Source organism: Rubripirellula tenax (assembly GCF_007860125.1).
Classification (GTDB): domain Bacteria; phylum Planctomycetota; class Planctomycetia; order Pirellulales; family Pirellulaceae; genus Rubripirellula; species Rubripirellula tenax.
On record NZ_SJPW01000006.1, the window covers coordinates 387,925 to 413,447 of the forward strand.

Genomic DNA, 25,523 nt, shown 5'->3' on the forward strand with positions numbered 1-25,523 from the left:
CATCGGTCAGTAGCATCACTTCTGTTTGATTGTCAATTACGTGAAATCTAGACATCGCCGTCGTCGTTACCTCTTTGAAGCTCTCGAAGAGCGTCGGTTACTCGCTTCGCTGTGGCAGAACCCCATCCTTCCGCTCGATGTCGACGATTCGGCCCTGGTGAACGCCGGCGACGCGTTGGCGATCATCAATCGGCTCGGTCGGGTTCGTGACATGGTGCTTCCGGATGTAAAACCCTCCGGCGACGTGTTCTGTGATACCAACGGTGATGGGCGAGCGACGGCGCTGGACGCGCTGCTGATCATCAATGCCCTGCATCGCTACAAAGATCCGCTGACCTTTGTCGCCAGCGTGGCAACCGACAGCGATCCAGACGCAAACGGTGTCCAACTGACTGATTCGACTCGCATGATCGGCCAGACGCTTCCACATTTGGCTGTCCATATCCGCGTGCTGGGTGATTCCGCCACTCCACCACTCGTCTCAGGTGTCAGCGATGGATCTGGGAACTTCGTCTTGGAGATGCCGCTGTCGATCGGACGAAATGATTTTGAGGTCACGGCGACCGATCCGCTAGGCCGAAAGTTTCAAGTTATACAGACGGTTCAGCGTGGCGACGCGGTGCTGAATTGGAACGCTACGATCTTGAACGTCGTTCGCGAGTGGACGACGACCAGCAACGATCCCTACCAAGGGCGAATCGTGACATCCCAGCCGCCGGTTGTGGCGCGGAACATGGCGATGATTCACACCGCGATGTTCGACGCCGCCAACGCGATTTCGGGTGATTACGAGCCGTATTTGCCTGGATTGACTTCACCCCTCGGGGCTTCGCCCGATGCGGCACTTTCGGCGGCGGCGTTTCGTGTTGCCTCGGCGATCTATTCGGACGCCGATGAACTGGCCTATTGGAATGCGGCGCTTGCCGAAGCACTTGCGGTGATTCCTGATGGGCCGGCAAAGCAGTCGGGAATTGCATTGGGGAACACGGTCGGCGACGCCATGCTGTTGGCGCGACAGAGCGATGGCAGCCAAGCAACCGCAACGTATTCTACGATCGATGCGCCCGGTCATTGGGATCGGACGCTGCCAGGTTTCCTGCCTCCGCTGTTGCCGCAGTGGCCTAATGTCGAACCGTTTGCGATCTGGTCTGCCGCAGACTTTCGCGCTCCGCAGCCGCCGGACCTATCGAGTGCCGCATATGCAGCTTCGCTCGATGAAGTGATGCGACTTGGGCGCGTCGACAGCACGGAACGAACAGCCGACCAAACTGAAATCGCGGTGTTTTGGGCCGACGGCGGCGGAACTGCGACGCCACCGGGACATTGGAATCGGATCGCTTCGGATGTCCTCGTTGGGCAAGGAAATTCTCTGGTCGATAACGCGCGGACCTTTGCGTTGTTGAACCTGGCATTGGCCGATGCGGGCATCGCCGCCTGGGACGCCAAGTATCACTACGATTTCTGGCGTCCCATTGACGCCATTCGCCAAGCGGATTTGGATGGAAACGGGGTCACCATTGCCGACGAAACTTGGTTGCCGCTGCTGGCCACACCTCCGTTCCCGACCTACACGTCCGGACACAGTACGTTCAGCGGCGCGGCCGACGCGGTGCTGACCACGTTGCTGGGCGACAACGTTTCATTCACCAGCCAGAGTGACTCGCACTCGGCACCGGGCCAACGGCCGATCGACCCGAGTCTGATCATGACTCGATCGTTCGAAAGTTTTACGCAAGCCGCTGACGAGGCTGGCGTGAGTCGAATTTATGGAGGCATTCATTTTGACTTTGACAACACTGCGGGCCTAGATGTCGGGCGAGCCATCGGAGCAGACGTCGTCAGACGCCAACTGCAGCCAATGTTTTAGCTGCAGGTCAACCGAAGCTTATTCGGCGTTCTCTTGCTCCTGCTGTATTTGCCACATCACTTTGCCGGAGGCGGACTTGGAGAGTGATTCGACGAACTCGACTTACCTCGGAACCTTGTGGACTGCCATCTTCTCGCGAGTCCAAACTTTGTCAGGCCCGCTTCGCGGGGGTCAGCGACAGTCTCATGTAGGGCCACTAGCAGATTCCGAAGGAAGCGCCCAATAATTGTTGAAAGATGGTCTCCCGAAGGGCAGAATCTGCCCTTCGCAACTTTTCAATTTTCGTCGGCGGCAACCGACGGGCAGGCCATCATGAACGAAGCTAGTCTTTGGGAATCATTGGGGCAAGTTTCGGCCTCTGAAACCGGACAAGTCTTTCGCGACTTCTTGCGGGGTCACGTGCGTGAGATGATCTGCGAAGTCATAGCGACGAGGTGACAAAGCTCTGCGGCCCCAAACACAATCCATCGCCAAGTGATCACTTTCGTGCCGGATCGAGTTCAGGTCGCGTGCTCTACGAAGGCGAACGCGAAGACGTTATTCGGCCTCGAGTTCGCCAGAATTCTGGTGACGGTCCCACGCACGAAGTTGAGCTAGCCACGTACCGTGTCGCCAAAGATCCTCAGCAGTTGCAGGAACAGATTGTCCAAGCGATTGTCTCGGGTGTAAGCACACGCGGCGTCCAAGAGATCAAGCCGCATTCTCCTGGTGCCAAAATGCCGAATGTTTCGCGGCTGTGGCAGGAAGCGGGAAGCAAGTTCGTTGAGAAACTGCGAGCCAAGGACCTTCGCGGTGTCACTTGGTGAGCGTTGATGCTTGACGGCATCCGTTTGAGCAAAGATCAGACGGCCGTGGTGGTACCGGGGATCGACAGCGAAGGCCGCAAGCATGTCCTGGACTTTGCGTTGGGCAGCAGCGAAAACCTGGAAGTTTCTCGCGAACTGATGAGCCGAATCGTCAAGCGTTTTTTCACCTGCGAGCATCGCTAGTACGTCATTCTCGAAGGCAGCGATGCCCTTCGCGGCGCGGTGGTTGAGTGCTTTGCCGACGCAGTGATCCAGCGTTGCTTGGTCCACAAACAACGTAACATCAAGGGAAAACTCTCGAAGCGTGATTGGGTCGAGCTTGTTGCAAAGTAAAACCCAACCTCCTACGTCTTCGCCAGAGAGGCTATCAAGAGTTTCAACAACGAATCGGACATCCCCCTCTTTGAAACTCGACCGGTTAGCCAGTCGCAGAGCTCGTCAGTTCTTGCTTGGGTCCAAAGAATTCGTATCGAGCGCGATGTTCGTCCACACCAAGTTCTGCCAAGCACGCATGAATATTTTCCATGAATGGCTTGGGCCCACAGAAGTAGAAATCGGCTTCGGAAAACGGCGTCCACTCACGAAGCATCTCCGTCGTCACGAATCCGGTCGCATCGCATTTGCCGTTTTGGACGTCGTCTGCCAGCGGCGCGTCGTAGATCACTCGCGTATTTACGTTAGGGCCTGCCGCGGAGAGTAGACGAAGTTCATCGTCGAACGCATGAACCGAGCTGTTGCGTGCTGCTTGAAGAAAGTACAGCGTCGCTTCCGGATTTTCATGGATGATCGACTTGGCCATCGACAATAGCGGCGTAACGCCGATACCACCGGCTAGCAGAACAATCGGTTTGGTGACAGCTTTCGGGTCGACCGTGAATTCACCGCATGGTGGGCCGAGCTGAATCGTATGACCTTCTGCGATCGCGTCATGCAAGTGATTCGAAATCAATCCCTCCGGCGCATTGGGTTGCAACCGCTCCTCGCGCTTTACACTGATCCGGTAGTGCGGTTCGCCGCTTCGATCTGATAAGCTGTAATTGCGTGGCGACGTCGGCGTGTGAGGATGGTCGATGTGAACGGTGATGTACTGACCCGGCTTGAACGGCGGAAGTGCACCTTCGTCTTCGGGCTTCAAATAGAACGATGTTACGACATCACTCTCGGAAACTTTTTTAGTCACGACGAAAGCTCGCGTTCCGATCCAACCACCCGGTGCCGATTCCTGCTCACTGTAGATCGCGTTTTCGCGACCAATGAAAATATCAGCAAGGAAACCGTACGCCTCGGAAACGGCGTCCACGATTTCCGGTGTTGCCGCATCGCCCATCACGTCGCCGATCGCACCCAACAGGTTGCTGCCGACGATTGGATAGTGTTCGGCCTTGATACCCAGCGAGCAATGCTTCTGTGCAATCAACTCGACCGCCGGCATCAGCACGGCAGGGTTGTCGATGTGAGTGAAGTACGCGCAAATTGCGCCGGCCAGAGCTTTCTGCTGGCCGCCGGTATGCTGGTGCGACTGATTGAAGAACGCCTTCACTTCGGGATTCGCCTCGAACATCCGTTCGTAAAACCGTCGCGTGATGGTCTCGGCGTTGGCCGCGACCAATGGGGTGATCTCCTTGACGATCCGGATCGTTTTTTCACTCAACATAAACGGCATACCTAAAAATTTGATGTCTGGGGCGCAGTCAAATCACAGCTGAATCGCGAACTATACCTAAAGGTGTACAATGCGAACGTGCATGTCAAGGTGTACGTTGAGGAAGTGTTGCCGAAAGGCCGTTGACGACGACAAGTAGTGTCCATCGCCGATACATACAGCCAAAGTCAGCCACAGCATCGTTCGGAATAGCAGATCGCCGCTCAGCGATCGCAACATTGCGGTACGCTCTTTTTCCGGCAACGTGTCAATCGGATGGTCGCTGCGGAAACTATTTGACGACTGATTCGAAGATCGCCGTTGGCGAAGATTCGTCTTGGCTTTGCCCCGTCGCATGAAACCATTGGGGAAGCCCCGGTTTGGTTTCTGAAAGGATCGCAAGAATGGTGGATCGAGTCGACGAGTCTAAGTGCGGGTAACGCTGGCTCAATGATTCACCGGATAACACACTTAGCAATTGTCGATAGATTTCGTCACGTAGCGGTTTTTGCAGTGCGTCGAACGCATCTGAATAGATCAAGTAGCTACACGGATACTTGAATATCCTGGTCTCTACATCGAAGTCGCGAAGCGATCGGCCCGTGGCATCCTTTGGTCCCCGTCCGATGAAGTCATCAGAAAATACCACCGAACCTTTGACAGCGCTGGTCAATGGAGCTTCATTCAGAAACAGCATGTGGTCAACGATCTCGCGGGCCACCAAGTGCAACTGGGCATTCCATTCGTCGGCATTCTCATCGACGCTGTCGTTCTCGCTGCTCCGCTCTTTGCGTCTCTTGCGATCGTAGATCAGTTTTCGGATCGTGAAGTCGCCTTTGGTCATGAGGTTGTGCATTTGCGTTTGGTGTTCCAAGACCATCAAAGCAACAATGTCGCTCTGTTGTGATAGGTAACCCGTCCCATCAAAGTCGTCTCGCAAATGGACTCGGTTTCCATTGTTGCCCGTGTTCATCCGACTGCCACGCAGAAATGTATTACCGATGTGGCTCATCTCGCCGTGCAGTCCTGTCACGTACCATCCGCCCCAACGTTGGCTAAACGGGCTAGAATGATCGGTGACGAAGGATTCCGATTGGGCATTCACGCTGCCATCAAAACTTGGGTGAACGCTGCGCACCGTGTGGCCGGGAACGCCCGCGGTCATCGACGTCGCATGGCACCCCAGGCAATCGTAGTTGACCCGCAAAAACTTGGCCCGCAGCGGTTTCATCGTAACGGTATAGAAGGCCGCGCCCAGCTTCGGGTCCGTTGTCGACATCTCGATCAGAGAGCTGCCACGGATCCAAGCGACGTAGGTGTCGTCGTTGAAGAATACGGCACGCGGGTTTCGAGGTGAAATGTATTGCACCTGCATACTGGTTTTGGAAAAGACCAGCGTTTGCGACGAAATCGGAATCTCTAGCTCCGCCAGCAGCGATCGCAGATAGCCGCTCTCGGAGTCGTATTGAAGCTGAATAACGCCGGCGTCGACGCCTTCGATCAAGCGACTGATGCGATTTTTCGCCTCCGTCGTGACGTATCGAATCGGCGGCTTGTCGATCTCGATCGTTAAGTTCAATTGAGACCAGCCGCTTGCGGCGAACGCGGCATGCACGATCAGCCCAACGATGAAATGCGCGGGAAACTTCATGGGTACCGTCACGTGGGCCGCGGCCAAATGCAATTCGAAGCGAATGAATCCGCACCTGAGTGTATAGATTAGGCGTTCACCCGTCAACGGTTCAGATCGGCGATCGTGGACAACTCACGTTTTCAGTCAGAAAAACTGACTTGCCCTGAAGGCTACCCACGGTTCATCCGTCGTGCGCTAGCTCAACACGGATTCCAGAATCGGTGTCGAGTGGATCATCAACTTTTTATGATCGCGCACGACTCGCATGAAGTCTTCTTCGCTAACCGGTTTGCGCATGTAGTCGTGAACCTTTAGCTCGTCGCATTGCTTACGAAGATCGGCATCGCGCGATGCCGTCAAGACAACGGTCGTTGGTCCGCAGTGGTTGGACTCGTCATCCGTCATCGACTGGGTTGCTGCTAGGACGTCCAACCCCGAACCATCGGGCAACATCATATCAAGCAACAGGAGGTCGGGATGTGGCGCTCGTGCGAAGACGCCCTCGCGGCGAAGGAACGCGATCGCTTCGCCAACCGTCCGCACCAACGTTAAACGGTGGTGCACACGACTGCGGCGAAGTGCAAAGATCGTAACGCGAGCGTCTGTCCAGCCATCCTCAACCAAGAGGATCTCCATCGGCTTGTTATTCGATACGTTAAGCATCTTTCGTTATCCGTTTTTGCGAGGCTTGTGTTTCGCGGTTCTTTCGCGCGACGCGTACTCCGCCATCGATCGAGGTGATGGGGTTCGAGGCCGGCATCAACCGAATGCTTGCCGGCTCAGTGACATGTCCACCAAATCGGCTTCTAGCTGCTCGTGGCTGCTCCACAAATGGTCAAACTCGATCGCGTCATGAACCAAGCGATTGAAACATTCTGGTTCAAATCCGCGATACTGCAACTCCTCGGCCCGTTCCGCCAGATCGCTAATCCGCAGATACAGCGGTCCGTGCTGGGCCTGGGCGGCTGCAGCTTTTCGGGCCAAGTCTTCATTCTGTGGCTCAGCAACGGCGATGTAGCCGTATGATTCTTCGAGCGAAAACTGCAACGCGATCGCGTCCCTTAGATTATCCAGCAATCGCGTAAGTCGGTTCAAAACGGTTGTTGATTCACCCTGCATCCGGCAGGTATTTCGTAGATCTTCGGCTGCGGACCATAGGTCAGGGTTGCTGTCTTTGATCTCTTGCAAAAATGCGGGATTGACCGCGACCGCAATTGCCGTGCTGGTGATCGACATCGTTGGTTTGCCTCCTTGAATGGTGCCCGACGGACTCAAACTTTGGCGAGGGCAGATGAGAGAAGAGATGTTGCCAAGCCGTCAGCGTATCGATGTGACGACGACAAAGTCAAGCAAATTCGGGCGAAAGATTTTCGAGAACCCGAACGCTTGTTCACTTCGCAAGTTCACGCGGTTTTCGCGGGCGAGCGTCAGAGATGGAACTTGCCGTCCGACAAGCGTTTTATCGCCGGAATAACCCGTACTTCACGATGCATCGAAGCGCGCTAACCCCGTCGCGCCATCCGATCTTTTTTCCCTCGTCGTACCACCGGTGGTGATACCGGATGGGTCGCTCCGTGAATCGCAGCCCTCGCCGCGCCCAACGCGCCGTCAGTTCGATCTCGATTCCGAATCGGTCTTCTTTCAAATCGTCGAAGACGGCTTCGAAGTGCTTCCGCGACGCCATCTTGTAACACGTTTCGACATCGCTAAGCCGGATGCCCACTGCAACGCTGGCCAGCAGTGTCAGTGCATTGTTGACGGCTTGATGCCACCATGGCGAAAGAGACCGATCGCAGTGCCCATAGCGGGTTCCGTAGGCAATGTCCGACTCGCCCGCCACAATTGGTTGTAACAACGAACGAAAGTCCGACGGATCGTATTCACGATCGGCATCCTGAATCACGATGACGTCACCGGTGGCTGCTTGAATGCCAGTTCGAATCGCCGCACCTTTGCCCATGTTTTTTTCATGGTGTCGAACGACGATGTCGGCATCACCGTCGAATCCGTCGATCACACCACCTGTGCCGTCGCGGCTGCCGTCGTCGATCAAGATGATCTGCATCGGCATCCCCGTTTCGCGCAATCGCATGATGACGCTTGCGATCGTTTCATGCTCGTCGAAAACCGGCACGATCACCGACAAGCAAAAATTGTCAGGCAAGCGGTAAATCGAAAGTTTGCGGCATGCCGACGGGCCCAATCGCGCCATCATCGCGTCCACGAATTCGTTGCTCCACCAATGTGTGACACTCGATTCTGTAAGACCGGCGGAGTCAGACACGTGCAGTTCAACTTTGTCGGAAGACATCAAAAATCGTTTCGTTGGATCATCAGGATAAACGATTCGCACGGCAGCGTTGAGCCATTGCCGCGAACCGCTACTGCGAAAAAATATTTTCGTCGATTGTAGCACCGTATTTCGTTGCCTTTCGGTCGAGGCTTCGATGCGAAATGAAAATGTTGGGTCAGATTGTTGTTGACATTTGATTCTGTCGACGCCACATTCTCCACCGATCCAAGTGACTGACGAGACCGACCGGCCGGAAAAGTTTGTCTCCCTTTTCGAAACTTTTTGGAGTGTGTGCGATGCAAAGTTCGGGTAACGAACAAGTTCTAGCATCCATCAAATTCTCGCTGACACGGTTTGCCGTTTTTGCGAACCAGTCTCCGCCGAACCTTTCTATTTGGGCCCGCACCTGACACCGGTGCTGAAGGCCGTCTTAGGCCGGCCGACGCCGAGAACAACTTTGAGTTACTGAGTTGTTTTCAAAAACCGACCATCGGCGATTCAAATGATTTGAATCGCCAACGGACGATCGCAAGGGACGCGATCAGCCTTACTTCGAGGGGTGGTAAAAACGGATTGCACCGGCAAGTTTCTACTTGCGTACATGGATGTCACCCTCTCTTTTCTGCTTTTACTCTTTGAGTCACGTGTGATCTTGAAGACAATGGATCTGTCTTGTTCTTTACACGTTTGCAGTGATTCGCGACCGGGATGCATGAGGCATGGCCGGTCGCGTTTCTTTGAACCCCCATTATGATTCCGCTACGCGACAACATTCCTAGCCGCACGACACCGTTTGTTAACTACGCAATCCTTGCCGTATGCGCCGTCGCATTCGCGATGCAGTTGGCCGAGCCCGCGGGCACGATCGCCGAATCGTTTGGAATGGTCCCGCTGCGCTTGACGGACCCCACGGCGGTTGCCTCTTTGACTCAGGTAACGCAAGTTCGCACGCCAGTCGGCGTCGAACTGGTGAACCAAGAGTACGTTTTGGCACCGGCAACCATTCCACCGTGGATGACGATGTTCACGTGCATGTTTTTGCATGGTGGATGGATGCACTTCATTGGCAACATGTGGTTCCTCTATATCTTCGGCGACAATGTCGAAGATCGACTCGGCCACGTAGGCTATGCAATGATGTACTTGGGCACCGGTGTCGCGGCGGGGTTGGCGCACTACGCGACGGATTCGTTGAGCCCGATTCCAACGATCGGGGCCAGCGGCGCGATCGCCGGTGTGATGGGTGCGTACGCGTGGCTGTACCCACACGCAAGAGTCCAAGCGGTTCTGCCCATCTTTATCATTTTGCAGATATTTGTTCTGCCGGCGCCTGTCTTTCTTGGCATCTGGTTTCTGATGCAAACCTACAGCGGGATTGCTTCGTCGGCCGCCAGCGGGTCCGGTGGAGTCGCGTGGTGGGCCCATATCGGCGGTTTCGTTGCCGGCGCAGCGGTCGCCTTGGTTGTCGGCCGAGCCCACTTGGGGAACGATGCCGTAACAGCTCGCCGATTCTGACGGCATCTTACGGACCGATATGATTCGTCTTCGGACGTGAATAACGGAATCTAGCCACATCACGACCGCCACCAGCGGCTAGACTGTGCTCGAAACCGCTGATGTTCCCCAATCCCGTTTCTACGAGTAAAATTACTCGGCGGTATGGTCACACGAACACCTATCGCCATGTCGCGAACGAATGTGCAAATCAAGGATGGACGAACCAAACATGCAATCCACGACTCGCTTCGAACCGAACCCGACGATCACGGCCGAAGGGGCGCTTGGCGCGGTTGCGGATCCGAAGCTGATCGCGGCGTACAGTCGGCTGGGGCTGGAAGGAAAAGTCAGCTGGACTGGCCACCATCACATGCTTCGGCTTCTGGGTCGTGGAGGCCAAGGCGAAGTCTATCTGACGGAATATCGTGGTACGGACGGGTTCACCGTTCCCGTCGCGATGAAAGTGTTTTCGCCGGAACGATACAACGGTGCCGCGGCTTACACCGAAGCGATGCAGCGAGTTGCTTCGATTGCTGCCCGCGTGGCGATGATACAGCACGACAACCTGCTGGACGTTCAGAACTTCTTCGAGCGCGAACGTGTTCGGATCATGATGATGGAATGGGTGGACGGCTACGACCTTCGCCAATTGATGTCGCCCCGATGCCTGCATCTTCTGCAGAGTCATGTCAGCAACCGACGGTGGCGTTACATCAACGAAGTGATTTTGACCGAAGGCGCCGAGCAGTCTCGCTTTAAGGCCGGCGTTGCGGTCGCCATCGTCCGCGAAATTTTGGCGGCGCTTGCGGCGCTGCACCGCGAAGGCATCGTTCACGGTGATGTGAAGCCGTCCAACATCATGCTGAAGCGCAGCGGCCACGCAAAGCTGATCGACATGGGATCGGCGATTGACTATCGCAACCCGCCGCGCGATCGCGAATGCACACCGTTGTATGCTGCGCCGGAAGTGCTTGAGAATCGCGAAGCGACGCCGCGCAGCGATCTTGCCAGCGTCGGATACGTCTTGGTCGAACTGCTCTCGGGCCGCAGCCCCTTCGGTCACAAATCAAAGATGCGAGACCTGTTGCAATCCAAACGCGAGCTGCCCGCCAACTTGTCCAGTGTATTACCGGACGACGTGCTACGAAACGAACTGTTGATGAACTTCATCGGCGGCTTGATTTCCCCTGATCCCAACCGTCGCTTTCCCAACGCGGAAGCAGCTGAGCATGTGGAAAAGGGTGCCGCAGCGTTTCACCGACAATTGATTCTCGGCGACATGGCAACCGAGTACGACAACGACATTCGTGTCTGGCTGGAAGAAATCAAACAACTTGAAATCGAAAACGACGGGCTGAATCTGTAATGGACGAGAATCACCTGCAGGTCGCCATGAAAGCTGCTCGCGCCGGTGCTGCCGAATTGATGTCGCGCCGTGACGATCGAGTCGTCCGCGAAAAAGCGCCGAAAGACTTGGTCACGGATGCCGACTTGGCGTCACAGAAAGCCGTTCGCGCCATTTTGATGGATGCCTTCGCCGGCTATGCCTTCGTTGGCGAAGAAGAAGGCGAAAATGAACCGCTGGAATCGGTTCGAAACGGAGACGTTGACGCGCCGCCATGTTGGGTCGTGGACCCACTGGATGGTACGGTCAACTATGTCCATCGATTGCAGTCGTTCGCGGTATCGATCGGTTTGTTCGAGCGGGGCAGGATGCGGCTGGGAGTCATCTTGGATCCGGTCACCGACGAACTGTTCACGGCGATCGACGGACAAGGCGCCTTTTGCAACGGAAAGCCGATTCGTTCGAGCGGCTGCAGCGACCTCAGCGACGGATTGGTCGCCTGCTCGTTTCCGGCGGGCGTCAAAAGCAACGACGTCGAAGTCGAGCGATTCTTGAAGGTTCTAGAGCGGTGTCGATCGCTCAGGCGACTGGGAAGCTGCGCACTGAATCTCTGCTACGTCGCAGCGGGACGTTTGGATTCCTATTGGGCGACCAGTGTTGCATCGTGGGATGCCGCTGCGGGGATCGTTATTGCAAGAGAAGCGGGCGCTACCGTGACGGCCTACGACGGCAGTTCGGTCGACGATTGGTTGCCAAAATTTTGTGTCAGCGGATCGGATAAGCTACACCGGACCATGATCGATTTGTTGTCACGATGAACTTCGCCGTCAATGAAAAATCGACTCGCGAAGTCTATGATTGGATGACGCGATTGATCACGCCGCGACCGATTGCGTGGGTGTCAACGTTGTCGGTCGATGGGATCGCCAACCTGGCGCCCTTCAGTTTCTTTTGCGGTGTGGGCGCGAACCCGCCGACGCTTGCGTTCTGTCCCGCCAACCGCCGCGACGGAACGCCCAAAGATTCATTGCTCAATGTTCAACGCACCGGTCAATTTGTCATCAACATTGTTACCGAATCGGTCGCCGAGTCGATGAACCGAACCGCGGCCGAACTTCCGCCGGGGGAAGACGAGTTCGAATTCGCAGACGTCGCCAAGGCGGTATCGACGCTGGTTCGACCGCCGCGGGTTGCGTCCGCAGTGGCAAGCATGGAATGCGAACTCCATTCGGCGATCGCGATTGGCAGTGGCCCCGGCGGCGCCAATCTGGTTTTGGGCCGCATCGTTTGGATCCACGTTCAAGACGACTGCGTGGATCACAACGGCAGCGCGATCACCGAACGTCTCGACACGATCGGTCGAATGGCCGGTGACCAATATTCACGAACCGCCGACCGCTTCGTCATTGCCCGCCCAAAAACGTGAGTCGACCGGTTTGTGTTCGCATCGGTGTTAGTTCGTAATTTTCTCGGGCATGTAAAAGCAGATCGTTTCGCGATCGTTGCGAACCAGAATATGCCTTCCGGCGATCGTCGGCACGTTCCATGTCTTTGTCGACAATGCCGGCAACTGTAGTTTCAATCGATACTCGTCGGCGACGGCATCGACGAAATCGACGTGCCCGGATTCGCTTTGACAAACCAGAACGTCTTCGACACGCATAAGCTGTCCTTGCCCCAATCGGTCGCTGCGAGGCTGCCGCCAATACGAATCCGATGATTCGACATTAACCGCTTCCAACGAGCCGTTGCTGATCGCGTAAGCCACGTTGTCCCCCAAACAGGCGTGCGTGAACTTGGTTTTCAGGACACTCGACGAACTCCAAACGGCGTGCGCGTTCATCGACGTTTTGTCACCGTCAATTTCCACCAATGCGCTGCCGCCGCCGTAGCCCTTGCCGATTATGAATCTGTTCATTCCAGCCTGAACGGCCGATGCACAGTTTGCACCCGCATTGGATTGTCCGGGCCATTCGAATTCCCACTGCACCGCACCGTCTTCGATCGAATGCCCCGTCACCGTCGCTTCGTTCACCGAAACAATTTGTCGGACGCCCGCCAAAGTCATGGTCATCGGTGATCCATAGCTAATCTGTGCTTCGCCGGCGGTCCATCGCGTTGTTCCGTCCTTGGCATCCAACGCGATCAGACTGCGTCCCGAATTGGCTAGTTCGTCCGGTCCACCCAGCGGTAGAACGCACATATCATCGACAATCAATGGCGAACCTGCTCGACCCCAGGTGATGGCATTTTCCGATTCCAGCTTCGTCCAACCGGCGACCTCCAACAAATCGAGTTTCCAGATCTCGTCACCGCTGAACAAGTCAACGCACCAAACCTTACCCGTTGCGCCTTGGGCATAGACACGGCCAGAATCGATGGTCGGCGTCGATCTCGGCCCAGTGCCCCCGAGCGCGTTTTCGTGGCGAGTTGCGGCCGATTGAATCCACAGTAGCTTGCCATCACGAAGCCGGTAACACGTCAAGCATTCCATTTCGCCGCGTTGTTCCAAGGTGACCGCCCGATCACCGGCGACTGCGAACGACGACCAACCTTCGCCGATCCCCTGGTTCCAAAGAATATCGACGTCGCCGGCAGACTCAGGCACCGCAAAGGCGCGTTTCTCAATGATGCCGTTTCGATCGGTTCCAAGAAAGTTTGTCGAGTTCGCAATTGCATTGGCCTCGGCCGAGTCGTCCAGGGCAATGTCAGAAGACTCCGCGTCCAAATCAGCCAGTTCCATCCCTTCGTCAAACCGAAAGGCAAACTGCGGTACCATTTCGCCGCTGAAACCATCGAATCGAACGAGCGAAAAGATTCCCGCCAGGACTACGGCGATCGTCGCCGGTACGACATAGCGTCGTCCGCGACGTGACGCCGACAAATGCAACTGGACCAACCCGTAAATCAGCGTTATCAAACCAATGACGAAACAAGCAGTGTTGGCGTGCTGATGATCCGTCGTCGTCGCGATTGACTGTGCTGCGACAATCGCGACCACCCCGATCGCCAGCGCGATTAGGCTTCGACGCAACCGGCGTGGCGATGTGAGAGTCGGTTTATGGCTGTCCGCCGTCTGGCCATCGTTTTCAGGGCCATCGTTTTCAGGGCCATCGATCAAAACATTATTCCGCAGGGTTGTGTTCGTAGAATCCGTCCGCCATCCGATCGTTCGATGGATTGACGGATTTTAGCCGCCGTCGGACTTTATGCGTATAGTACGCTTCGACGTAAGTCCGCGGGAATTGGCAAGCTTGACGTAGATTGGGCCAACTTAATGATCACAGTTTTGGAATCGGCGTCGCAGCGAATCGGACGAGAGAATCAGCGAGTCACGTTCGTTTCAGATTTGCATTGGTTAAGCGGTCGGTCGAATGCGGACACGCACCATGGTCGTATCGAGCGGGTGATCGACGACGCGGATATCTGCATTTGGGGTGGCGACCTCTTCGATTTTCGATGGAGTCGCGTTGGCGACGACGACGCATCGGTAGCCACGGCACTTCAGTGGCTCGATCGATGGTACCGGATGTTTCCGAAAAAGCATTTTGTGTATCTGAACGGAAACCACGACTCGCATTTGGCGTTTCACGACGCTTTGGTCCAGTGGTCGTCCGTTCGCGATCGATTCACTTCGGATCTGGAGTGTGTACGAATTGGCGATACGCTCTGGCTTCACGGCGACGTGATTGAGGGTGACGGAACGGCAGACGCTTTCACACGTTACCGACACAAGTGGCACGACAAACCCGTCGCGGGCAAGTTGGCAAACCGAGTGTACGACGTTGCGGTCCACGCCCGAGTTCACAGGGCCGCTGCGATCGCTGGTCACCGCAAACGTAATACTTGCCGACGACTGATTCGATGGATGAACCGGCAACCGACCGAACAAACGATTGGCATCAAGCGTGTCGTGTTCGGGCACACGCACCGGCGGATGCTCGGTTACCGACTTCAAGAAATTGATTTTTACAACGGCGGGGCCGCGATCCGCCACGTCCCCTTTCACCCGATCACCCTGGATGTGCGTTAGAAAAGTAACCGTGTTGATTTGCCGTTCGAACTGAGCCAAGCTATGAGGCCCGTACATTGGACGGACACCCATGACCCTGAACTCGAAAAGACATACTCGAATGCCCAACCTCGCCCACCACGTTTTCTTCACGCTAAAAGATCGCAGTAACGCCGCCGTTGAACATTTGATCAGCGATGCGCATAAGTACTTGGACGAACATGACGGAGTGGTCGATTTTTCGGTCGGCGTTCGCGACAAAGAACTCGCTCGGCCAGTCAACGGCGATTTCGATGTCTCGCTACACATGGTTTTCGCGGATCGTCCCGCCCACGATGCCTACCAAGTATCCGATCGTCACCAAGAGTTCATCGCCCAGAACAAAGATTCCTGGGCAAACACGATCATTTACGACAGCACCGTGAATTAGCCAACGGTCGAATCATCATCCCTGGGCGATATTCGACGCGGGGACGGTAGGACCGGCACAATCGTACCTTGGGTTATCCCGGCTCGCATTTTCTTGTTAAATACAGAGTCACAGCGGACGCCGATTCTTGCGCCAACCATGATGGCACTGCCCGTACCCACGATCGGTATGCAAAATCGGTATGCACGTTCCGTCCCGCCTATCCCACCTGCCGTCCAGCGATGATCCGCCATGCGAAACCCGTCTAGGGCAGTGCAGTTTCTGACTGCACTGATTGTCATTTTGTTCGCCCTTTCGCGCCGGGAATCCGCGTCTGCTGCTCCGGCGGCGCAGGCGACTCGAGTTATGGGGGCTGTGTTAACACGGTCGCTTGATCGATATCTGAATGCTACGTTCTCCGACACGATTACTCGCGTCGCGGTGGATGACGCGAGCGTGACCATTGAAGGAACCGTTCGATCCGTAACCGATGGAGTTCGGCTGGCGGACATTCCGATGGATCGAGTGCTTGGTGACGCGGATGTTTTCGCGACGTTGCTGGACGTTCCCGTCGGTGACGACGGCAGTTTCGTGGTGACCACGCCAAGGAATCGACTGCGCGAAGGACGAGACTACGATCGCATCGTTTCCCGATGGCAGTTGGTGCGCGAGACGGACCAGGAAACCGTCGCCATTTCGCATGCTCGGTATGCCGACACCATTGGATGCCGTTCCCCCGAACTTCCCGCAGCCAATCCGCGATCTAAAAAGGGGCTCGGCGGTTGGCACATTGTCCCGAAGTTGGCCAACGAACTCGAAGAACTCGGTGTCGCAGGCGTGACGATCAACTTGATGGTCCATTCGCTCATCGCCTTGGAGCCCGGACAATCGACCACGCCGTTTCAATGGCAGGGGCGCACCTATCACGCCGACAATCGACAACTGCATGCGATGGATCAGCGATTGATTGCTGCTGCCGAAAGCGACTTGATGGTTTCGGTGATCTTGTTGGTCGGCAATCCGGCCAAACACTCCAGCGAAGTCTTGAAGACGATCGGTCATCCCGATGCGAACTCCGATGGCACGTTCGCCATGCCCAACGTGACGTCGGCAAGCGGAGTCGATGCCTATGGTGCGATCATGAATCTGATCGCAGAGCGATGGTCGCGGCCCGACGGAAAATTCGGACGCGTTCATCACTGGATCATTCACAACGAAGTCGATGCGGGATACGAGTGGACGAACGCAGGTGATAAGTCCGCGATCGAGTACATGGATCTGTACCAGCGTTCGATGCGGTTGACGCACATGATCGCTCGCCAATACGACCCTAACGCCCGCGCGTTCATTTCATTGACGCACCATTGGGCCGATGCGGGAACGCCAAAGTGGTATGGGTCCAAACGATTGCTGCAATTGTTGACGAAGTTCTGTGCCGCCGAAGGTGACTTTGCCTGGGGATTGGCACACCATCCCTATCCGCAAAGCCTGCTGAAGCCGCGGACATGGGAAGACGACCAAGCAACAAGCGATTTCGATACCAAGAAGATCACCCCCAAGAACATCGAAGTACTGGATGCTTACATGCATCTTCCCGAAATGCGTTTCGGTGGCGAGCTAAGGCCTGTTCATCTGTCCGAGAACGGATTCAATTCGCCGGACTATTCCGAAAAATCGCTCATGGATCAAGCAGCCGGAATGGCTTTCGCCTGGAAAAAGATCTTACCGCTTGAGTCGATCCAAATGTGGCACTACCACAACTGGATCGACAACCACGGCGAAGGAAAGTTACGGATTGGGCTTCGAAAATACCCCGACGACCCAACCGATCCGCTCGGCAAAAAGCCAATTTGGAATCTATATCAAGCGCTCGGCACTGCCAACGAAAGTCGATTGGCCGATCCGTATCTCAAAACCATCGGAATCACCGACTGGTCCGCGGCGCCATAACGCTCGCGAAGCGTTTGACCAGTCGCGAATGGGTGAACCGATTGCAAATTTACGGTTCAACGTTTGCAAGCGACTTTTCGAGGAACACTGCGTGTCCCATCTTCGGATCCAATTGGTAGCCCTGGAAACCGAACTTGTCGTAAACATGTTTGGCGATTTGATTCCCTTCCAGCACTTCGAGTGTCAGTTTGCAACACTTTCGCTGGACTGCAACGTCTTGGACTTTTTCAAGTAGCACGTGCGACAGCCCCCGGCCTCGAAAGTTGGGTGAAATGACGAAGTCCTGTATGTTCAGGACTGGCTGACATGCAAAGGTAGAGAAACCTTCGAAGCAAATCGCCAAGCCGGCCGGGATCTCATTCGTCCAAACTAGAATGACGCAGCAATGGGATCGCTTGCGGAGTTGCTCTATAAGGTTCGTCTTGGCATGATCGGATAAAGGCGCGTTGCCGCCGGTAATATCGCGTGCGTAATTGTCAAGAATCTCGATGACGGCACGTGCATGCTCGGCCGAGTTCAGGTCGGCGACCGAGATGCGCGTCAAATCGTTCGTCATCGGCTCTTGCCAAAAAGAGAAATCACTGCCCCAAGGAACGTCACGCGGTTCGTGAGTCTGAACCCTGACAAGGCAACGCAACCCAAGGTTCGCCAGCATGCCAAAGAAATCGGGGCGAGTTGATCCATGAGCGACGTTGACGCATTTGACGGTTATGACGGTCATGGCGGCTGCAACGCCTGTAGTGACAGCTTCTGTTGGCGGAACCTTGATTGATTTGGGGAAGACCTTAGCGCCAGGCCGATGATCGGTACTACCCCGATTGGAGAAACAGGCCGGATGACCCGCAAACTAGCTAAAATCGATTCGCTACGCATCCTTTCAAACGCCTGCCGTCTTCGCGGAGTCGGTTGGCTGATTTGCTCGATCGGGTTTGTTTTATCCATTCCCGCGACCTCGATTGCTGCGGATATCGAGGTGACGACGCTTGCCGATTCGGGAACGGGTTCACTTCGCGAGGCAGTCACGACCGCCGTCGCGGGCGACCGGGTCGTGTTCAACATTTCCGGTGGCGGAACGATCACGCTGGCTAGCAATTTGCCGGATATCACCAACGACCTTTCGTTCACCAATTCGGACGTCGCAGCGGTGGTGATCGATCTGAATGGCAATTCCGCGGTCTCCGTCGACGGTGCAGCCGTTGACCTTGGGGAATTCCAAGTCACCAGTGTCGGTGCCGGCGTGAATGTCTCGGCCGCTGGAACCCTGTTCGGTGATACCGATCCAATCACTGCGAATCTGGTCGTCGAGGGAACGATCGCTCCCGGCGATACCGATACCGATGGTGTCGTTGGGACGTTGAATATCGTCGGCACACTGGATGCGACCCATTCGACGATCGCAGTTGATGTTGTCGGCGGCACTCCTGGTCAAAGCGACTTGATTGATGCCTCCGGAAACGTCACGATCACGGACTCAACGTTGCGACCGAACTTTGTCGGATCCAACTATGCAACCGGCGATGCGTTCACCGTCATCAACTCGGCGACGTCCGTCACGGGTGTCTTCGCAAACGCAGCGGACACATTCGCGTTGCCCTCGAATCCGTTCTTGGAAGCGACCATCGCAGCGAACCCTAGCGATGTTCAGCTAGTAGTCCAAGATAACGGCCTTACTTTTGCCGCAGTCGTCGAGGGTTGCAACCAAACGGTGGCGGCCATGGAATTCGACAGACTTCAGGTCGAGGGAAGCGTTGATCAGATGACCACGATTGCCGGACTTCGTAGTGGTTCCACCGATCTGGTCAATCGCGCAGTCAATCAAATCTCGGGGACGATTTATCCATCACTCGTCGACGGAGAGATCAACCAGATCCAAAACAACCTGCACTCCGTCCGCGACCGGGTGTTGTTGCAACGCAGCAACCCGGATTCGATTGGACGCCAGACACCGTGGGTACGCGGATTCGGAATGACCATGAGTGCGAACGAAGATCGTTGTTCGACGCTTGGCTATCGCCAATCCGTTGGTGGGATCGAACTTGGTACCGGTTGGTTGAGTGCCAACGGCCTTGGCGTGCATGGTTTCGCCCAAGTTTCGAGTTCTGACATGTCAATACGCGGTTCCGATCAAACGGCCGAATCCGAATCGTATCGACTCGGCGGAACGCTTCAGTATGCCGGCGATGTGGTGTACGTGTTGGGCGCCGGTGGTTTCGGATACCAAGACCACGATGTCAAAAGATCCACCGATGTGTTCACCGCCGACAGTCAGGCTTCGAGTAGTCTCGATGGAACCGACCAATTCGGTTATGTCGAGTGCGGCCTCGCGCACGGTTCGTACGATACGATGTGGTTGAATTTTGTTTCGTTGCAAGGCATCCGCGTTGATCTCGATTCTGCGGCTGAAACCGGTGGATCGGACTTTAATTTGAACGTCAACGGAATCGACGACAATTCACTTCGCAGCATGGTCGGATTCTCACTTTCGAAATCGAACCCGACGGCACTTGGTCCTGCAACAACCCAAGTTCGTGTCGGATGGTTGCATGAGTTCTTTGACGATAATCGACAAGCGCAAACGCTGCTAAGCTCGGCCGCGATAACGAATCAGTACTCGGTCGAGAGTGCTTCGGTCGACCGCGATTGGCTATCGTTGGGCGGACAACTGGATTGGGGTTTCCTGCTCGGCGGACAGTTCACTCTCGCCTACCAAGGCAACATCAACACACGTTCCGCTTTCCAAACCGGATTGGCGGGCGTGCGATGGATGTGGTAGCGATGCGGGCCTGGTTATCTGCCAACCCGAGGGGGTGGTAGTGGGTGGCCGTCGCTCGGATGGTCCAGTCAGGCGGATAGGGCATGACGTGATAAGACAGCATCGGCAACTCTTTGCGTGCTAGCGTCCATACACAACTGGCAAAAACAAATGAAGCACATTGCAATCTTACGTTCGTCCGACTTAGAACGCATCGGGCAGTCGCTTTCTACAGCGAATCCTTACTGCTTGTTTCGTCCGTGCTTACTTTGAGTTGTTTGAGTTCGCGTCTGCGCTTTGGGCAGGTGTAGTGCCGCGACCATGCTGCCTCCAAATTCGGATCCCCAAACTTTGAAAACCGCAGCACAATTCGATTCTTGCCTTTGCCCCATTTGCGATAAACGGTATGCGACGGGATCAGGTTCAAATCATGTGCATGAAAACCGATCAACCGAAGGATTCGATTCACCGTCCCAAGTCCTCCGATCGTCACGCTTTCAAGAAACGCAATTCTAGCGAATCGCCAGTCCTCGATTTGTTTCGGCGTCAACCTCTCCATTTGTAGCATCACATCAATCGGCGAGACAGACTCCTGCCGCTGGAGCACCGCTGCCATCGCCCCCACGGCCTTTTCGTAAAACTTATCCTGCTTGTAATTCGCAACTGTGATCTTTTTCATGCCTGCATTCATTGTCGAGGACGAAGTGAATGCGGCATTGGACGCTGCCACCCAAAAGGTGGCGAACAACGAACAGCGTTTGGGCGATTAGCCGCAATCTATGACGTTTATAAATGAGTTTACCGAACTATCATTGGGGTTCAATTGGACGAATCTTCAACGAATGAGTCGTTCACGATATACAAGTTTTTGTCTGGCCTTTCCTCGTCTGGATCACACATCATGCCTGCCATCGAGAAACTAACCCTTGTCGGTGACGCGACCGCGATGGGCCGCGCACATGGCACCGTATTTCGACGCGAAATCCAGGCTTTAACCGAAGAGCGGATGCGGCTTTGCCATGACCGTTTTTGGATCGGGGACGGCATCAATCGCGTGAACCCAGAAGCTTTGGCAGAGGCCTGCTGGGAACACCAAAAACGTTACGACACCCAAACGACGGCTGAGCTTGAGGGCATCGCCGATGCTGCCGATGTGCCAGCACGCGATCTGTTGGTGACAGGTGGGTTCACCGATTTTGTTGACGCGTTGCGTGGCGGTGCGGCGTTGAATAGCTCGTCGCAAGGTCCAGTGAACGATCCAGGTCAATGCACCGCGGTGTTGGTGGCTGCCAGTACGTCCGCCGATAGACTGCCGTTGCTTGCGCAAACTTGGGACATGCACACTTCGGCGACTCCGTACATTCGCGTGCTGGACCAACGATCGACCGATCAACCTGCCACGGTGGTATTCACCGTTACCGGCTGTCCGGCGATGATCGGTATCAACGAGCATGGTCTTGCGATCGGGATCAACAACCTGGTGACCATGGACGGGAGCCCCGGTGTGATGTGGACGAGCGTGGTGCGTCGCATGCTTCGCGCTCGAAATGCCGATGAAGCTCTCGAACTGCTAAAACTTGCACCGGTGGCCGGTGCGCATCACTACCTTTTGCTTGATGCGGAAAGTAACGGATACAGCGTCGAACGCTCGCCGACGCGAATCGCGGTGCGAACTTTGGCATCGACACTCGCCCACACCAACCATTGCTTAGACTCGGAACTGGTCAACATCGAACCCGTTCGCGGCGATGCACCAGTGCATAGTACCCGTGGCCGACTGCGATCGGCTGAGCACTGGCTTGATACCCATCGCGAAGATTGTTCTCGCCAAGGTTTATGGCGTCTATTGAACCAATTTGACGCGAAAGACCCATTAAGCTCGATCTGCCATGGCCCGCTTCCCGATTACGATGTAGAGACTGGCGGCGCGGTGGTGATTTCGCCTCGTGATCGTGCGATGGACGCGATCTGGGGACTAGGCAGAGTCCACGCGAAAGCGGACCAGACCGAGCCGGAAACCTTTACCGTGTTGCCAAACTCGCCCACGCCAACTGCTTCTTGATTTCAAACTCACACTATGCCTAAAAGCAATCTTGCAACTTCCACGATTCAAATCAGCGGCCCGATTCCCGGTCCTCGTGCCCAATCGATTCTCGATCGTCGCGATGCAACCACGGTCCGAGGGCTGTACCGATCGTGTCCTATCGTCGCCGCCTCGGCCTCGGGGGCAACGGTGACCGACGTCGACGGCAACGTCTTCATCGATCTAGCCGGCGGCATTGGCACACTCAATGCCGGTCATTGTCCACCCGAAGTCACGCAAGCGATTCACGACCAAGTGGATAAGCTGATCCATTTGAGCAACATCGTGGGCACCTACGAATCGATGGTGCAATTGAACGAAAAACTGCATGAGATTGTGCCGATCCGCGGCCCCAAAAAGACGTTGCTCTGCAACTCGGGTGTCGAGGCCGGCGAGAACGCGGTTAAGATTGCGCGCTACGCCACCGGTCGACAAGGCATCATCGTGTTCGAGGGAGCATTTCACGGACGAAGCCTGTTGGGAATGACGATGACGAGCAAATACGCCCTCTTCAAACGTGGCTTCGGGCCATTTGCGAGCGAAGTCTATCGTGTGCCGTTTCCTTACGAATACCGCGAGAAGCCCAGTGGGATGAGTACCGACGATTTCTGCGAACTTCGAATCAACGATCTGAAGAAGGCTTTGGTAGCTCAGATTGATCCAACCAGTGTAGCCGCCGTGATCATCGAGCCTGTGCAAGGCGAGGGGGGCTTTATCCCAGCACCGCCCGCATACATGCGAGCCCTACGCGAACTCACCGACCAATACGGAATCTTGTTGGCCAGCGACGAGGTGCAAACCGGATTTTGCCGCACCGGAAAAATGTTCGCGATCGAGCACACGCCGGGCTGTGGTACCCAGTGGGATGTCGACATGGTGATCATGGCCAAGAGCATTGGGTCGGGATTGCCCATCGCGGCAGTCACCGGAAAGGCTGAGGTGATGGACAAACCGCACGTCGGAGGACTTGGTTCAACATTCGGCGGCAACCCCGTGGCGTGCGCCGGTGCAGTGGCAACGATCGATTACATGCGCGAAAACAATTTGGCAGACCGCGCGAACGAGATCGGCGCGATAACACTGGATTACTTCCGTCGGTGGCAGGCAAAGCACGCTGCCATTGGAGACGTCAGGTGCATCGGTGCGATGTGTGCGCTGGAATTTGTTACGGATCGAGAAACCAAAGAACCCAATTCGGTGCTACCACCGCTGATCGTCGAAGAAGCTTTCCAGCGTGGTTTGATCATGATTCGCGCCGGGCTTTACGGTTCGTGTCTTCGTTTGCTTGCGCCACTGGTGATAAGCGACGCGCAACTCCATGAAGCGATGCAGGCACTTGAATCTGCAATCGATGCCGCAGTGTTGCGAGCCAAGACGGCGTAGGCAGTGGCGTAAGCTTCTAGCTTGCGATTTCAGCCGACCGCAAGCTGGAAGCTTACGCCACTTGATGTTCACGCGATGCTAAAGATCGAGCGGGAAATAACTGTCGTAACTCGGGCATTTTTTCCCGAGATGTTCGCGACGGGCAAGAGTGCCCATCGTACACTTATTTACCGCCCGATCTTAAAGCGTTGCTTTCGCGGAGCGAAAGACGACACTAAAAAACCGCTCGATCCTAAGTCAAGAACCCTTTGATCCCAAGTGAACGAGCTTCTTGTTCACAAACTCCAAAATACCGAGATGCGAAAGCTCTCGGCCATAGCCAGAATTCTTTACGCCACCGAAAGGTAGATCAGCTTGCGATGTGGTGGGTTGGTTAATGAAGATCATCCCCGATTCGATTCTCTCGGCGATGCGTTGGCCACGATCAATGTCCCGGGTATAGATGCTTCCGCCTAGACCATACGAGGAATCGTTGGCCAATTGAATTGCCGCTTCTTCGTCATCAACAACATAAACCGTGGCTACCGGACCAAAGAGTTCTTGGTCATAGGTCGGCATCCCAGGCGTGACGTCGGTCAAGATCGTCGGATTGAAATAAGCACCGGGCCTCGCCGGACGATCGCCACCCAGCAAAACCGTCGCACCGGCGTCAACCGACGCTTGCACTTGTTCGCTCAACGCAACCGCCGCTTGTTCCGTCGACAGAGGTGCAACGGTCGTATCGTCGTCCATCGGGTCACCGATCTTCAACACGGACATCGCTTGTTTGAACTTTGCCAGGAATTCATCGGCAACCGATTTGACGACGATGAAGCGTTTCGCAGCGACACACGACTGACCGGTGTTCGCCATTCTTCCTTTCACGGCAAACTCGACTGTCGCATCCATGTCGGCGTCTTCTAAGACAATGAATGGATCATTTCCCCCAAGTTCCAGAACGGAACGTTTCAGATTCTTGCCAGCCAGCGAAGCAACGGCCGCACCCGCTCGCTCGCTTCCCGTTAGTGAGACACCTTGAACTCGTATGTCGGAAACGATCGCCTCGACAAAACTGGTTGGAATAAAGAGGTTCGTGTAGACACCGCTGGGCAGTCGACATTCATCAAACAAATCTGCAATGACCTGAGCGCACCTGGGAACATTTTCTGCGTGTTTCACCATCACTGCGTTTCCTGCCATGATGTTGGGTGCAGCGAATCGAGTGACCTGATAAAAGGGATAGTTCCAAGGCATCACCCCCAAAAGAACTCCGATCGGTTCGAATCGAATAAAGACGTCTGCATCAGCGGTCTCCAATTGCTGGTTCGCCAAAAACGATTCCGCACCGTTTGCATAAAACTCAGCAATTTGGGCGCAAAACTCGACCTCCCTTCGACTCTCAGAAATTCGTTTCCCCATCTCACGAGTGATGATCTGAGCCAAATCGTCGACACGTTGCCTGAGCAGACTAGCGAACGCAATGACCACCTCTTTACGTTGGTCAAAGGTCGTCGTTCGCCAAGACCGATATGCCTGATCGGCAAGTTTCACCAACTCAAGCGTCTCGACTTTTGACTGTGTTTCGAAGGCCTCGATGGTTTCGTTGTTGGCCGGGTTGATACTTACAAATTTCACGAAGGGTTACCTATTTACGATCGTTCTACGTGCGAGGAATTACTTGATGTTCAACTCAGTCTACCCGCATCGCCGATCTTTTTGATGCGCGATTGTCCTTGATTGCCGTGCTGTGATCGGGTCCGACTCTCCCAGAGGGCAACGCCGTAGCCGACCCATATTTGCCGTTTCGGCGGTATGCCGCATGAAACCGGGCAACCTGCTTAGAATCGATGGAGTGTCATCGAACGTACGAGA

The 25,523-nt window shown here is 55.3% G+C and carries 21 protein-coding genes and 1 pseudogene; 12 read left to right on the forward strand and 10 right to left on the reverse strand.

The genetic code is table 11. The annotated features are described in order from the left end of the window. The first annotated feature begins 40 nt into the window (after positions 1-40). Together Poly51_RS22310 and Poly51_RS22315 are read left to right on the forward strand one after the other, a co-directional pair. On the forward strand, positions 41-1,867 hold the full coding sequence (locus Poly51_RS22310; RefSeq protein WP_146460271.1) for a dockerin type I domain-containing protein: 1,827 nt from the start codon (positions 41-43) through the stop codon (positions 1,865-1,867). A 222-nt stretch (positions 1,868-2,089) separates the two neighbouring features. Then, positions 2,090-2,994 (forward strand): annotated as a pseudogene (locus Poly51_RS22315) (transposase); the annotation flags it as partial. Between the two features lie 97 nt (positions 2,995-3,091). Here Poly51_RS22315 and hmpA read toward each other — a convergent pair. The 6 genes from hmpA to Poly51_RS22340 all read right to left on the reverse strand — a co-directional run bounded on the left by hmpA (position 3,092) and on the right by Poly51_RS22340 (position 8,259). Continuing rightward, complete coding sequence (hmpA, locus tag Poly51_RS22320; RefSeq protein WP_146460272.1) at positions 3,092-4,327, reverse strand: NO-inducible flavohemoprotein; 1,236 nt, start codon at positions 4,325-4,327, stop codon at positions 3,092-3,094. Positions 4,328-4,393: 66 nt separating this feature from the next. Beyond that, positions 4,394-4,555, reverse strand: coding sequence for a hypothetical protein (locus Poly51_RS30635; RefSeq protein WP_186775725.1), 162 nt, complete (start codon positions 4,553-4,555; stop codon positions 4,394-4,396). A gap of 52 nt (positions 4,556-4,607) precedes the next feature. Then, positions 4,608-5,966, reverse strand: coding sequence for a hypothetical protein (locus Poly51_RS22325; protein WP_186775726.1), 1,359 nt, complete (start codon positions 5,964-5,966; stop codon positions 4,608-4,610). 177 nt (positions 5,967-6,143) lie between these two features. After that, positions 6,144-6,611, reverse strand: coding sequence for a response regulator (locus Poly51_RS22330; RefSeq protein WP_246114689.1), 468 nt, complete (start codon positions 6,609-6,611; stop codon positions 6,144-6,146). Between the two features lie 96 nt (positions 6,612-6,707). Then, complete coding sequence (locus Poly51_RS22335) at positions 6,708-7,184, reverse strand: hypothetical protein (protein WP_146460274.1); 477 nt, start codon at positions 7,182-7,184, stop codon at positions 6,708-6,710. 223 nt (positions 7,185-7,407) lie between these two features. After that, positions 7,408-8,259: a glycosyltransferase family 2 protein gene (locus Poly51_RS22340; RefSeq protein ID WP_146460276.1), complete on the reverse strand. Its 852-nt coding sequence runs from the start codon at positions 8,257-8,259 to the stop codon at positions 7,408-7,410. Positions 8,260-8,991: 732 nt separating this feature from the next. Between Poly51_RS22340 and Poly51_RS22345 the strand changes: the two genes are divergently transcribed. From Poly51_RS22345 to Poly51_RS22360, 4 genes are all read left to right on the forward strand, one after another. After that, positions 8,992-9,756: a rhomboid family intramembrane serine protease gene (locus tag Poly51_RS22345; RefSeq protein WP_146460278.1), complete on the forward strand. Its 765-nt coding sequence runs from the start codon at positions 8,992-8,994 to the stop codon at positions 9,754-9,756. A 211-nt stretch (positions 9,757-9,967) separates the two neighbouring features. Then, positions 9,968-11,104, forward strand: a complete 1,137-nt coding sequence (locus Poly51_RS22350) for a serine/threonine-protein kinase (RefSeq protein WP_146460280.1) — start codon at positions 9,968-9,970, stop codon at positions 11,102-11,104. Beyond that, on the forward strand, positions 11,104-11,901 hold the full coding sequence (locus tag Poly51_RS22355; protein ID WP_146460282.1) for an inositol monophosphatase family protein: 798 nt from the start codon (positions 11,104-11,106) through the stop codon (positions 11,899-11,901). The genes Poly51_RS22350 and Poly51_RS22355 overlap by 1 nt, the downstream gene beginning before the upstream one ends. Next, positions 11,898-12,509 (forward strand): flavin reductase family protein, encoded by a 612-nt coding sequence (locus Poly51_RS22360; RefSeq protein ID WP_146460284.1) that lies wholly within the window; start codon positions 11,898-11,900, stop codon positions 12,507-12,509. Before Poly51_RS22355 ends, Poly51_RS22360 begins: the two co-directional genes overlap by 4 nt. Positions 12,510-12,536: 27 nt before the next feature. On the opposite strand, the gene Poly51_RS22365 is transcribed toward Poly51_RS22360, so the two are convergent. Continuing rightward, on the reverse strand, positions 12,537-14,117 hold the full coding sequence (locus Poly51_RS22365) for an outer membrane protein assembly factor BamB family protein (RefSeq protein WP_146460286.1): 1,581 nt from the start codon (positions 14,115-14,117) through the stop codon (positions 12,537-12,539). Between the two features lie 243 nt (positions 14,118-14,360). Here Poly51_RS22365 and Poly51_RS22370 point away from each other — a divergent pair, with 243 nt between their 5' ends. From Poly51_RS22370 to Poly51_RS22380, 3 genes are all read left to right on the forward strand, one after another. Further along, the gene (locus Poly51_RS22370) at positions 14,361-15,116 is read left to right on the forward strand and encodes a metallophosphoesterase (protein ID WP_146460288.1); all 756 of its coding nucleotides are present in this window, start codon (positions 14,361-14,363) and stop codon (positions 15,114-15,116) included. A gap of 100 nt (positions 15,117-15,216) precedes the next feature. Next, the gene (locus Poly51_RS22375; protein ID WP_146460290.1) at positions 15,217-15,525 is read left to right on the forward strand and encodes a Dabb family protein; all 309 of its coding nucleotides are present in this window, start codon (positions 15,217-15,219) and stop codon (positions 15,523-15,525) included. Between the two features lie 435 nt (positions 15,526-15,960). Next, positions 15,961-17,454, forward strand: a complete 1,494-nt coding sequence (locus Poly51_RS22380) for a DUF5722 domain-containing protein (RefSeq protein ID WP_146460292.1) — start codon at positions 15,961-15,963, stop codon at positions 17,452-17,454. Positions 17,455-17,503: 49 nt separating this feature from the next. Here the strand turns inward: Poly51_RS22380 and Poly51_RS22385 are convergent, their stop codons facing one another. Then, a complete protein-coding gene (locus Poly51_RS22385; RefSeq protein ID WP_222435905.1) occupies positions 17,504-18,175 on the reverse strand; it encodes a GNAT family N-acetyltransferase in 672 nt (223 codons plus the stop codon). A 114-nt stretch (positions 18,176-18,289) separates the two neighbouring features. Here Poly51_RS22385 and Poly51_RS22390 point away from each other — a divergent pair, with 114 nt between their 5' ends. Beyond that, positions 18,290-20,227 carry an autotransporter family protein gene (locus tag Poly51_RS22390; protein WP_186775728.1) on the forward strand — a complete coding sequence of 646 codons (1,938 nt, stop codon included), beginning with the start codon at positions 18,290-18,292 and terminating at the stop codon, positions 20,225-20,227. Between the two features lie 208 nt (positions 20,228-20,435). On the opposite strand, the gene Poly51_RS22395 is transcribed toward Poly51_RS22390, so the two are convergent. Continuing rightward, a complete protein-coding gene (locus Poly51_RS22395; protein WP_146460294.1) occupies positions 20,436-20,885 on the reverse strand; it encodes a hypothetical protein in 450 nt (149 codons plus the stop codon). Positions 20,886-21,107: 222 nt separating this feature from the next. Between Poly51_RS22395 and Poly51_RS22400 the strand changes: the two genes are divergently transcribed. Both Poly51_RS22400 and Poly51_RS22405 read left to right on the forward strand, forming a co-directional pair. Beyond that, positions 21,108-22,268, forward strand: a complete 1,161-nt coding sequence (locus Poly51_RS22400) for a C45 family autoproteolytic acyltransferase/hydolase (protein WP_146460295.1) — start codon at positions 21,108-21,110, stop codon at positions 22,266-22,268. A 15-nt stretch (positions 22,269-22,283) separates the two neighbouring features. Then, positions 22,284-23,672, forward strand: a complete 1,389-nt coding sequence (locus Poly51_RS22405; protein WP_146460297.1) for an aspartate aminotransferase family protein — start codon at positions 22,284-22,286, stop codon at positions 23,670-23,672. A 237-nt stretch (positions 23,673-23,909) separates the two neighbouring features. Here Poly51_RS22405 and Poly51_RS22410 read toward each other — a convergent pair whose 3' ends face one another. Further along, positions 23,910-25,286 carry an NAD-dependent succinate-semialdehyde dehydrogenase gene (locus Poly51_RS22410; RefSeq protein ID WP_146460299.1) on the reverse strand — a complete coding sequence of 459 codons (1,377 nt, stop codon included), beginning with the start codon at positions 25,284-25,286 and terminating at the stop codon, positions 23,910-23,912. Positions 25,287-25,523: the final 237 nt, after the last annotated feature.

What these genes read in the sequence shown, in the direction of transcription:
- hmpA (WP_146460272.1), bottom strand. Translation starts at nt 4,327, where the DNA reads ATGTTGAGTGAAAAAACGATCCGGATCGTCAAGGAGATCACCCCATTG.
- Poly51_RS30635 (WP_186775725.1), bottom strand. Translation starts at nt 4,555, where the DNA reads ATGTTGCGATCGCTGAGCGGCGATCTGCTATTCCGAACGATGCTGTGG.
- Poly51_RS22325 (WP_186775726.1), bottom strand. Translation starts at nt 5,966, where the DNA reads ATGAAGTTTCCCGCGCATTTCATCGTTGGGCTGATCGTGCATGCCGCG.
- Poly51_RS22330 (WP_246114689.1), bottom strand. Translation starts at nt 6,611, where the DNA reads ATGCTTAACGTATCGAATAACAAGCCGATGGAGATCCTCTTGGTTGAG.
- Poly51_RS22335 (WP_146460274.1), bottom strand. Translation starts at nt 7,184, where the DNA reads ATGTCGATCACCAGCACGGCAATTGCGGTCGCGGTCAATCCCGCATTT.
- Poly51_RS22340 (WP_146460276.1), bottom strand. Translation starts at nt 8,259, where the DNA reads ATGTCTTCCGACAAAGTTGAACTGCACGTGTCTGACTCCGCCGGTCTT.
- Poly51_RS22345 (WP_146460278.1), top strand. Translation starts at nt 8,992, where the DNA reads ATGATTCCGCTACGCGACAACATTCCTAGCCGCACGACACCGTTTGTT.
- Poly51_RS22350 (WP_146460280.1), top strand. Translation starts at nt 9,968, where the DNA reads ATGCAATCCACGACTCGCTTCGAACCGAACCCGACGATCACGGCCGAA.
- Poly51_RS22355 (WP_146460282.1), top strand. Translation starts at nt 11,104, where the DNA reads ATGGACGAGAATCACCTGCAGGTCGCCATGAAAGCTGCTCGCGCCGGT.
- Poly51_RS22360 (WP_146460284.1), top strand. Translation starts at nt 11,898, where the DNA reads ATGAACTTCGCCGTCAATGAAAAATCGACTCGCGAAGTCTATGATTGG.
- Poly51_RS22370 (WP_146460288.1), top strand. Translation starts at nt 14,361, where the DNA reads ATGATCACAGTTTTGGAATCGGCGTCGCAGCGAATCGGACGAGAGAAT.
- Poly51_RS22375 (WP_146460290.1), top strand. Translation starts at nt 15,217, where the DNA reads ATGCCCAACCTCGCCCACCACGTTTTCTTCACGCTAAAAGATCGCAGT.
- Poly51_RS22385 (WP_222435905.1), bottom strand. Translation starts at nt 18,175, where the DNA reads ATGACCGTCATAACCGTCAAATGCGTCAACGTCGCTCATGGATCAACT.
- Poly51_RS22390 (WP_186775728.1), top strand. Translation starts at nt 18,290, where the DNA reads ATGACCCGCAAACTAGCTAAAATCGATTCGCTACGCATCCTTTCAAAC.
- Poly51_RS22395 (WP_146460294.1), bottom strand. Translation starts at nt 20,885, where the DNA reads ATGAAAAAGATCACAGTTGCGAATTACAAGCAGGATAAGTTTTACGAA.
- Poly51_RS22400 (WP_146460295.1), top strand. Translation starts at nt 21,108, where the DNA reads ATGCCTGCCATCGAGAAACTAACCCTTGTCGGTGACGCGACCGCGATG.
- Poly51_RS22405 (WP_146460297.1), top strand. Translation starts at nt 22,284, where the DNA reads ATGCCTAAAAGCAATCTTGCAACTTCCACGATTCAAATCAGCGGCCCG.